Source organism: Mesorhizobium sp. M3A.F.Ca.ET.175.01.1.1 (assembly GCF_004791945.1).
In the GTDB taxonomy this organism is placed as follows: domain Bacteria; phylum Pseudomonadota; class Alphaproteobacteria; order Rhizobiales; family Rhizobiaceae; genus Mesorhizobium.
On record NZ_SRTP01000145.1, the window covers coordinates 1 to 366 of the forward strand.

1 protein-coding gene is annotated in these 366 nt (G+C 59.3%); it reads left to right on the forward strand.

Translation table 11 applies throughout. The features are described 5' to 3' along the window. Positions 1-132: 132 nt before the first annotated feature. Positions 133-366, forward strand: a 234-nt coding sequence (locus tag EN818_RS31110) for an SgcJ/EcaC family oxidoreductase (RefSeq protein WP_245521431.1), incomplete at its 3' end; no start/stop codon positions are given.

Sequence of the window (366 nt, forward strand, 5' to 3'; positions counted from 1 at the left end):
CGCTAGAGCAACCTACGCAACAGTCGGCGGCCGGGCAGTGTCTCAGTTAGAATTCCCGGGGGGCTTGACGCGGCTGTCGCGCCGGCTGTCGAACTCCTATATGCATACCGGAAAGCACGGAGGATGTTTGTCTTGAGATCGACGGTCAGCAAACCCGAGGATGCCGCGACTGCCTTTGCCGATGCCTGGAACCGGCACGATATGGGCGACCTCGCGGCGCTGTTCTCCGAAGATGCCAATTTCGTCAATGTCGTAGGCGTGTGGTGGAAGAGCCGTAGCGAGATCGAAGGGGCGCACCGCGCGACCCATGAAACCATGTTTCGTGAAAGCCGATTGGACGGTGATGTCTCGTCCGTTGTTGAGCTT